A 9,769-nucleotide genomic window follows, 5' to 3' on the forward strand; every position below is an offset into this window, starting at 1 on the left:
CTCAAGCCACAACATGGGGGACACTACAGACACGGACGCGGCACCTGCTTCTGGAAGACCTTTGCGTGAGAACTCAGATCTTCCTGTAGGTGCCGCGTCTGCCGCGTTCCAGGGCCCTTCGCGGCCCAACCCCCAGCAGTAGCCGACCACAAACTCAAGACGCCACGCCGTACCTACTTTGACGTCGCCCTGCCATGACATGGACGGGTCAGCCACGACCCATGATCCTCCACGTCCAACCACCAGGACCAAGCAACGAGCCCAACGTACCTCCTCAATACAAACCCCAAAGTCAGCGGGCTACGGCCGCCCACCCTGAATGGACACGTCCCATGCTCCTGGCGGACGGCATCGGGCCTCTCCCCGGCAAGGCATACCCGTCGTACGCCCTGGCTGGTACGGAGAGTTATCGCACGACGACCTCAAACGTGTTCTAAGGGGACGGCGTTCAAGGTGGAACCAGAACTTTGATCTAGTCTGCTACCTGCGCAAACAGTGGTCGCATGATGAAACATTCATCCCGGGTATCCGAGCAGGGGACGAGATATTTACCGGTGTGGCCCRGCGAGTCAGTGGCAGAGCGTGAGGCCCTCGACAAACCTGGCAATTTGGACGGTTGTTTTTAGGCAAACTCCACGGCGAAGGATTGCGAGGACAAAGCTTGCGAGGCGCGGGGTATCGGTGCTAGCGTGAGGTCCGTCTCATGGGCATCGTTCTGTCTTTTCAGATCTTCTTGAGGGGGGTTCCGTGAGGGGCMATCCAGAAGGCCGCCATAAAGATCTTCGCTGGGGGCTTCGAACTATGGTGATCTAGACGTCCATTATTCGTTCCTCCTTACGTTTCCTCGATTCCCGCTCTCACCTTCGGCCCGCCCGTGAGACAGCACGGATTTTTACTGCCGGCCGTCACCCACATTCTTTGTCGACTGTAGGTGCCCACCCTAGTGGGATTAATACTCATGTGTAATCAAATTCGTTGTTGTTTGGTAATCTTTTGCTCTTCGGCAAGGTTCATGAAAACGCTCAAGATCAACCAGGCGGCGTCATCTGGGTGACCACGTTGAGCGGCCGAAGTTGGTGTGGACACCGGTCCCGAGCCCGGATGGCGTTCCGGGCCAAGCCTGGTCGATCCCCACCCGTTCGGCCCGGGTGCCCACCGGGCCGGTGGACCTTCGGCCCTCCTGCCGGGAAGCCCGCCGGAGCGCCTTTCGCCTGGCCTTCGTCACGAGGGAATCTTTCGGCTCAAGCCTCGCGGATAGTTCTCATCCATCCACGCCACAGTTACCCGTAAATTTATCCCTTGGAACTCTTCAGGAAGGAAGAGCACGTGATTTCTGAAAACGGGACGGAAGGGCGCGGAGGCGATGGCTGGTCCTATCTGAGAAAACTGCTGAACGAACTACAGAACACCACCGTTGAGCTACTACCGATAAATTCACTCACCACCTCCGAGTCGCTTCGCGTGGCCGGCGAGGTCGGGCATCATGTCAAGATACTGGCCGAGACGGAAGCCGTGTTGCCGCCGATCATCGTGCATCGGGGATCGATGAGGGTGGTCGATGGAATACACCGGCTACGGGCCGCCGCGATTCGTGGTGAGGAAGATATCAGGRTGCAGTTCTTTGATGGCAACGTCGAAGACGCTTTTCTCCTGGCGGTCGCCGCAAACGTCACGCATGGCCTGCCGCTCACGATGGCGGATCGGGTGGCCGCTGCGAAGCGTATTATCGCGTGCCGTCCGCAGTGGTCGGACAGAGCTGTGGCCTCGGTAGTCGGAGTTTCCGCGAAAAAAATCTCGGAAATCCGCCAGAGCCTGGCCGAAAGTGTCCCTCAGTTCACGAGCAGGATTGGTATGGATGGGCGTACGAGGCCGTTGAGCTTTGTGGAGGGCAGGGAGCGGGCCAGCGAACTGATCAAAGCAAATCCCGCCGCCTCTCTTCGGCAGATCGCAAGGGAAGCCGGAATCTCTCCGACTACGGTGGCGGACGTAAAGAATCGAGTTCTCCGGGGAGCAAGCCCGGTCCCCGTAAAGCAGCGGAACGTCGACACGGTKGACCTCAGGCGACGCATGGCGATGCGTAAAAGCCTCAGCTCGGGACGAAAAGAGAGGAGATCGCTGGATGAACTTTTCTCTCTCTTTGATGTTCTGCGGAAGGATCCGTCACTGAGGTACAACGAGGTAGGAAGGATGGTGCTTCACGTCCTGAGCTACTGCACGGTCACGGCTCGGGAGAAAAAAAAGATCATCGAAAACGTTCCACCTCACTGTAGGGAAGCTATCGCCGATCTCTTCTCTGGGTATGCTGATATATGGTGCCTGCTCGCGGAGGAACTCCGGGACGGCGAGCATCGTGTCTCCTCGGAGGCAGAGTAGCGAAAGAGTGGATGTAGCGCCTCGATTTTTTGATACGGGGGCGATTTCGAAGGTTTGAGCCCGTCCATCAGCCGGCGTCGTCGGGAGGAGCCGGCGGAATACCGCCGGTTGTACGCCGCGGTCTGCCGCAGATGCCCGAGCGGCAAGGATGGCCAGCCGCTGTTCAAGTGCCGAGATCGCGCGGTTGGACGATAGGAGAGGACTCACGGCGCCACGGCTGAGCGGACTGGACTCCCACCARCACCCCCACCAGGGGGCTGGCCACCATCCTGGTGGACACCGGGATTCACCGGCGTTGATCGCGCTGAATATGGGGCTCGCCGCGGCGGCAGGGAACCGTTCACCATGCTCGTTCTCATGGCGCTGATCACGATGTTCATCGCCGGCTGATACTGGTGGCGCCGAGTCGCGGGGAACCAGCCGTACTGGCTGTATCAGCCGCGCAGGAGGCGGCGGAGCCGTTGTCGGAAGAATGTCCTTGACATTTATTTGAGAAAATTCGAAACTAGATTGAAAATTTGGTCAAGCGGGCTTAAAGGGCTCGGAAAAAATGGTGGGAGATGGCCGTGACAGATTCTGCGGAATTTGATGTGGTGGTCGTTGGCGGCGGACCCGCCGGCTCCACACTGGCCGCGCTGGTGGCCATGCAGGGGCATCGAGTCCTTGTCCTGGAGAAGGAGCACTTTCCGCGCTACCAGATCGGCGAGTCGCTGCTACCATCCACTATCCACGGGGTCTGCCGGCTGACCGGCGCCGCCGACGAACTGGCCAAAGCCGGCTTCCCGCTCAAGCGCGGCGGTACCTTCAGATGGGGGGCCACCCCGGAGCCGTGGACGTTCGCCTTCTCGGTGTCGTCGCGGATGGCTGGGCCGACCTCATTCGCCTATCAGGTTGAACGGTCGAAATTCGACGAGATTCTACTGCGGAACGCCCGCCGGGTCGGCGCCGAGGTACACGAGGGCTGCTCGGCCACCGACGTCATCGAGGACGGCGACCGGGTCGTCGGCATCCGCTACACCGACGACGGCGGCAACCGGCGTGAGGCGCGGGCCTCCTTCGTGGTCGACGCCACCGGCAACAAAAGCCGCATCTACCATCGGGTTGGTGGCACCCGGCAGTACTCGGAGTTCTTTCGCAGCCTGGCCCTGTTCGGCTACTTCGAGGGCGGCCGGCGGATGCCCGAGCCCAACCGGAACAACATCCTGTGTGTGGCCTTCGACAGCGGCTGGTTCTGGTACATCCCACTGAGCGACACGCTGACCAGCGTCGGCGCGGTCGTACGGTCGGAAATGGCGGAGAAGGTCCAGGGTGACTCCGAGCAGGCCATGAAGGCGCTMATTGAGGAGTGCCCGATGATTTCGGATTACCTCGCGCCGGCCAGGCGKGTCACCACCGGGCAGTACGGCCAGCTCCGGGTACGCAAGGACTACTCCTATCATCAGACGACTTTCTGGCGTCCCGGGATGGTTTTGGTCGGCGACGCCGCGTGCTTTGTGGACCCGGTGTTCTCCTCCGGCGTGCACCTCGCGACCTACAGCGCGCTGCTCGCGGCCCGGTCCATCAACAGCGTCCTCGCCGAGATTGTGGACGAGAAGACCGCGATGCAGGAGTTCGAGGCCCGCTACCGCCGAGAGTACGGCGTGTTCTACGAGTTTCTGGTGTCGTTCTACGAGATGCATCACAGCGAGGACTCCTACTTCTGGCAGGCCAAGAAGGTCACCGGGAACAGCCAGCCCGAGCTGGAGGCATTCGTCGAGCTGATCGGCGGAGTGTCGTCGGGGGAATCCGCGCTGACCGACGCCGACGCCCTGGCCCTCCGGCTGCAGGCCAACACCGCCGACTTCACTACCGCGGTCGACGCGCTCGTGGCCAACAACAGCGAGAGCATGGTGCCGTTCATGAAGTCGCAGGTGATCCGCGGGGTCATGCACGAGGGCTCGCAGATGCAGATGCGCGCGCTGCTCGGTGAGGACGCCGAGCCGGAGACCCCGCTGTTCCCCGGCGGTCTGGTCTCGTCGGCTGACGGCATGTTCTGGCTGCCCACCGACGCTTAGGCCGGCCGTACCGGTCGCGTCCAAAAGCAACCGGCCCACACATGGTCCACCATGTGTGGGCCGGTTGTCTGTGTGGGCCGGTTGGTTCTGTGGATGTCAGCCCAGTAAGATGGCGCCGCTGGTGCGTGCCAGTTCTACGGCCTTGTGCCAGTTCCACGGCCCGGCTCCGTGCCGGGTCGGGCAACCACATCGGCCGCGTGCCGTCAGCCACCGTGGGTATAACCCGGGTGAAGAGAAGATGCAGAGTACCCGGAATCGGATTCGAACCGATATTCGGGGCTMTTTCAGGAGGTCCGTTTCCGTCGCTGGGCCAYGGAGCGCTCCCGTGAACGATTATATCGCTCTAACCGTTCTTGCCGACTGTCGAAAAGGCATCCGATGGCGCTGGCGGAAAATTGCTGGACGCCATTGTTGTGAGTCTGGATCCGAGCGACGCTGCGGGGTATGACTGTGCGAGCGATCCGCGGTGCCACGCAGGTCGGGGCGAACGCGCRAGAGGACATCTTCGAGGCGACGGTCGAGCTGGTCACCGAGATGCTCATCCRCAACGGGCTGGTGACCGACGACGTGATCAGTGTGCTGTTCACCGCGACCTCGGATCTGGACGCCGAGTTCCCCGCGCTGGCCGCCAGGAAGGCTGGTTTTCACACGGTACCGATGATCTGCGCCAGCGAGATCGGTGTGCCCGGGGCGCTGCCGCGCGTCGTACGGCTGATGGCGCATGTGGAGGTCGACGGGGCGCGCCCGCCGATCAGGCATGTGTATCTGCGCGGCGCGAGCGCGCTGCGCCCTGATCTGGCGCAGTGATCTCGGAGGCTGGGATGACCGCGTTGACGCTCGGCGACTACGAGAACCTGGCCCGCGCCCGGCTGGACCGTCTGGTCTGGGACTTCTGCGCGGGCGGCGCCGGGGAGGAACGGACGCTCACGGCTAACATGGCGGCATTCGACGACGTCCGGCTGCGGCCAACCGTGCTGCGCGGCGCGTCCGACCCCGACATCGCCACCAGGATCTTCGGTGACCGGTGGGCGGCGCCRCTGGCTGTCGCCCCGATGGCCTTCCACACGCTGGCTCACCCAGATGGGGAACTGGCCACGGTGCGGGCCGCCACCTCGGTCGGGATGCCCGTCGTCGTCTCCACCATGGCCGGGCGCCGCTTCGAGGAGCTGGTCTCGGCCGCAGGCTCCCCGCTGTGGCTCCAGGTGTACTGCTTCCGTGACCGCTTCCGGACGCAGCGGCTGATCGAACACGGGGAGCGGGCGGGCATGAATGCGCTGGTCCTCACCGTTGACGCGCCCCGGCTTGGCCGCCGGCTGCGCGACGTGCGCAACGACTTCCGGCTGCCTCCGGRTATCATGCCGGTCAACCTCGACGGGGATGGCTTCTCCTCGCCCGCCGCGCACGCCAGCGCCGAGCTCGACCCGACCCTGGACTGGTCGGTGATCGACTGGCTGCGGTCGATCAGCTCGTTGCCGCTGCTGGTCAAGGGCATCCTGACGGCCTCGGACGCGGAACGGGCGGTACGTGCGGGGGTGGACGGCATCGTGGTCTCCAACCACGGGGGCCGCCAGCTTGACGGTGTCCCCGCGACCTTCGAGGTACTCCCGGAGATCGTGGCGGCGGTGGCGGGCAGTTGCCCGGTCCTGGTCGATGGTGGCATCCGGCGGGGCCGGGACGTGCTGGCCTGCCTGGCGGTGGGGGCCGCCGCRGTGCTCGTGGGTCGGCCAGTCCTCCATGGCCTGGCGGTCGGCGGGCAGGAAGGCGCAGCTCATGTGCTGGGCATTCTCATCGAGGAACTCACCGACGCGATGACCCTCACCGGCACACCTTCGCTGGCCGACATCCRTCCCGGCCTCATTGGGCACTGATACGGCTCACCGTGAGTTTTCGGCAGTTGGACAGTGGTTGCCGCAAACTCCGCTAGGTACGGTTGAACCGATACCGCGGCCACTACTTCGGGTCCCGTGTTTAGGAGGTCGGTGATGACGCTCGGAGCTCCGGGCCCCATGATGATCCGCGGGGTGGGTGGTGACCGACCGATTACCCGGCAGCAGATCAGGCCGGGTACAATGCGCCGGATCCTGCCTTATGCCAAGCCTTATCGGTGGCGCCTGGTGCTGCTGCTGGCAGCCGGGTCACTCGAGGCCGCGAGTATTGCGGCCAATCCACTGCTACTCAAGTTCCTCATCGACGACGGCATTTTGAAGGAGAACACCAGGCTGGTCGTCGTAGTCGCCTCGGTCGTCGCGGCACTCGCCCTTCTGGATGCCTTTCTGGGAATCGCTCAGCGGATGCTCTCCGCGCGATTTGGCGAGCAGATAATCTATGATCTGCGGACCCGGGTCTTCGCCCACGTGCAGCGGCAGCCGATCGCCTTCTTCACTCGGGCGCAGACCGGCTCGCTGGTCAGCCGGCTGAACACCGACGTGATCGAGGCGCAGCAGGCGATGTCGCAGTTGCTGACTGTGTTGGTGTCCAGCGCGCTGTCGCTGGTCCTGGTGATAGTCACGATGTTCTACCTGTCATGGGTCGTGACGATAGTCGTGCTCGCGCTCGTCCCGTGCTTCATGCTGCCGGCCCGGGTCGTCGGCCRCAGGCTGCAGCGGTATGCCCGGGAGGGCATGCAGCTCAATGCCGAGATGAGCACGATGATGAACGAGCGCTTCAACGTGGCGGGCGCGATCCTCGTCAAGCTTTACGGCGAGCCCGAGACCGAGAGCAGGCAGTTCGAGGACCGGGCGGCGCGGGTCCGCGATATCAACGTGCGGACCGCCGTCTATGGGCGGGTGTTTTTCGTCGCGATGACGATGGTGGCCTCGCTCGCCACCGCGGCGGTCTATGGCATCGGCGGTGTTCTGGTCATCCACGACGACTTCCAGCTCGGCACCCTTGCCGCCTTCGCGGTCCTGCTCAACCGGCTGTACGGCCCGATCAACCAGCTCTCCAACATCCAGCTCAACGTGCTGACCGCGCTGGTGAGCTTCGACCGGGTCTTCGAGGTGCTCGACCTGCGGCCGCTCGTCGCCGAACGCCCCGGCGCGATCGCGCTGCCGTCCGCCTCGTCGGCCGCGCCGGAGATCGAGTTCGACGAGGTGTCGTTCCGCTACCCAACCGCCGACGAGGTGTCACTCGCCTCGCTCGAATCGATCGCGCTGCCGTCCGCCGAGCGCACCGGGAGCACCGCGATGGTGCTGGATCGGATCAGCTTCCGGGCTCCGGCGGGAAAGCTCACCGCGCTGGTCGGCCACTCGGGCGCCGGGAAGAGCACGATCACCCATCTGGTCTCCCGGTTGTATGACCCGATCGCTGGGACAGTCTGGATCGATGGTCACGACCTGCGGGACCTCACGCTGAAATCACTGCGTGACACGGTCGGGGTGGTGACCCAGGACGCGCACATGTTCCACGACAMCATCGGGCGGAACCTGGCGTATGCCAAGCCTGACGCGACCGACGAGGAGATCGTGCGGGCGTGCCAGGGCGCGCAGATCTGGAATCTGATCTCCGCGCTGCCGCACGGCCTGGACACCGTCGTCGGGGATCGCGGCTACCGGCTGTCCGGCGGTGAGAAGCAGCGGCTGGCGCTGGCCCGGCTGCTGCTGAAGGCGCCGTCGATCGTGGTGCTCGACGAGGCCACCGCTCACCTGGACTCCGAGTCCGAAGCCGCCGTCCAACGGGCCCTGAAGAGCGCGCTGGCAGGCCGTACCTCTCTGGTGATCGCRCACCGGCTGTCGACCATCCGGGAGGCCGACCAGATCCTGGTGATCGACGCGGGCGGTGTCCGCGAGCAGGGCTCGCACGAAGATCTGCTGGCGGCGGGCGGGCTCTATGCGGAGTTGTACTTCACCCAGTTCGCCGGGCAGGCGACGGACTCGGTCGACGACAGGGTCGGCGCCTGACGTCCTTCTTGCTGACACCTTCGCGGAACTCGAGAGGAGAAGCACGGTGGCTCAGTTGGAGATAGAGGATCTGTGGCCGCTGTCGCCGTTGCAGGAAGGGCTTCTCTTCCACGCCCTGTATGACGAGCAGGGCTCCGACGTCTACGCGTTGCAGGCCGTACTGGACATCGAGGGTCCGCTCGACGCCGCGATCCTGCGGCAGTCCGGCCAGCGGCTGCTGGACCGGCATGCCAACCTGCGGGCCGGGTTCCGGCAGCCCGCGGCGCTGGACCAGCCGGTACAGGTGATTGCCAGGCAGGTGGAGCTGCCCTGGTCGGAGACGGACTTGTCGGGGCTGCCGGAAGCCACGGCACAGGCGCGGGCCGGCGAGGCGACGGCCGAGGAGCACGGCCGCCGGTTTGACCCGGCGGCGCCGCCGTTGCTGCGCTTCCTGCTGATCCGGTTCGGCGCGCGGCGGCATCGATTGGTGATCACCGTCCACCACATCCTGCTGGATGGCTGGTCGCTGTCGGTGCTGCTGCGTGAGCTGTTCGCCGTGTACCGGAGCGGTGGGCGACTGAACGGGCTGCCGCCGGTGAGGCCCTACCGGGATCACCTGGCCTGGCTGGGGCAGCAGRATCGGGAACAGGCCCGTACGGCGTGGCAGGAGKAGCTGGCCGGGGTCGACGGGCCGACACTCGTCGCTGCGGTCGATCCGGCRCAGGCCTCGCCGGAACCCGGTCGGGTGCGCTTCTCGGTGAGTGAGGAGCTGACGGCGGCGCTGCGCGGCCTGGCCCGCGGTCATGGGCTGACGTTGAACACCCTGATCCAGGGCGTATGGGCGATGCTGGTCAGCCGGTTGGCCGGGCGCTCGGATGTGGTGTTGGGGGCGATGGTGGCCGGCCGTCCGCCCGAGCTGCCCGGTGTGGAGGACATGCTGGGGCTGTTCGTCAACACGGTGCCGGTGCGGGTGTCGCTGGACCCGAACCAGCCGGTGACCTCGATGCTGGCGGCCCTGCAGGACCGGCAGTCGGCTCTGATCGCTCACCAGTACCTGGGGCTGGCCGAGATCCAGCGGCTGGCCGGTGCGGGGGCGACCTTCGACACGCTGTTCGCCTACGAGAGCTACCCCTCCGATTCGCCCGGGCGGGCTCCGGGCGAGGACGGTCTCAAGATCAGTCAGGCGGTGGGCGGGCTTGAGGCGACTCACTACCCGCTCAGCCTCACCGTGCTGCCCGACGAGCGGCTCGGCTTCCGCATGACGCACCGGCCGGACGTCTTCTCGCGTGAGGCGGCCGAAGGCTTCGCCCGGTCGCTGGTGGAGCTGCTGGAGGCTGTGGCGGCGGATCCGGGGGTGTTGGTGGGTCGGGTGCCGGTGTTGGGTGCGGCTGAGTGGGTGCGGGTGGTGGAGGAGTGGAATGACACTGGGGTTGGGGTTGGGGTGGGGACGTTGCCGGGGGTGTT

General features: G+C 64.9%; 6 protein-coding genes. All 6 read left to right on the top strand.

What is annotated here, in order from left to right; genetic code table 11:
* Nucleotides 1-1,299: 1,299 nt before the first annotated feature.
* The gene (locus Manayef4_RS23645) at nt 1,300-2,373 is read left to right on the top strand and encodes a ParB/RepB/Spo0J family partition protein (protein WP_139140180.1); all 1,074 of its coding nucleotides are present in this window, start codon (nt 1,300-1,302) and stop codon (nt 2,371-2,373) included.
* 560 nt (nt 2,374-2,933) lie between these two features.
* Nucleotides 2,934-4,427, top strand: a complete 1,494-nt coding sequence (locus Manayef4_RS21850) for a tryptophan 7-halogenase (RefSeq protein WP_035913402.1) — start codon at nt 2,934-2,936, stop codon at nt 4,425-4,427.
* A gap of 444 nt (nt 4,428-4,871) precedes the next feature.
* Nucleotides 4,872-5,234 (top strand): chorismate mutase, encoded by a 363-nt coding sequence (aroH, locus tag Manayef4_RS21855; RefSeq protein WP_070133230.1) that lies wholly within the window; start codon nt 4,872-4,874, stop codon nt 5,232-5,234.
* A gap of 14 nt (nt 5,235-5,248) precedes the next feature.
* On the top strand, nt 5,249-6,295 hold the full coding sequence (locus Manayef4_RS21860) for an alpha-hydroxy acid oxidase (protein ID WP_070133234.1): 1,047 nt from the start codon (nt 5,249-5,251) through the stop codon (nt 6,293-6,295).
* A gap of 114 nt (nt 6,296-6,409) precedes the next feature.
* A complete protein-coding gene (locus Manayef4_RS21865) occupies nt 6,410-8,326 on the top strand; it encodes an ABC transporter ATP-binding protein (RefSeq protein ID WP_070133232.1) in 1,917 nt (638 codons plus the stop codon).
* A gap of 46 nt (nt 8,327-8,372) precedes the next feature.
* Nucleotides 8,373-9,769, top strand: a 1,397-nt coding sequence (locus Manayef4_RS21870; RefSeq protein WP_254665795.1) for a condensation domain-containing protein, incomplete at its 3' end; no start/stop codon positions are given.

This window comes from Frankia sp. CgMI4, from assembly GCF_001756285.1.
Taxonomy (GTDB): Bacteria; Actinomycetota; Actinomycetes; order Frankiales; family Frankiaceae; genus Frankia; species Frankia casuarinae.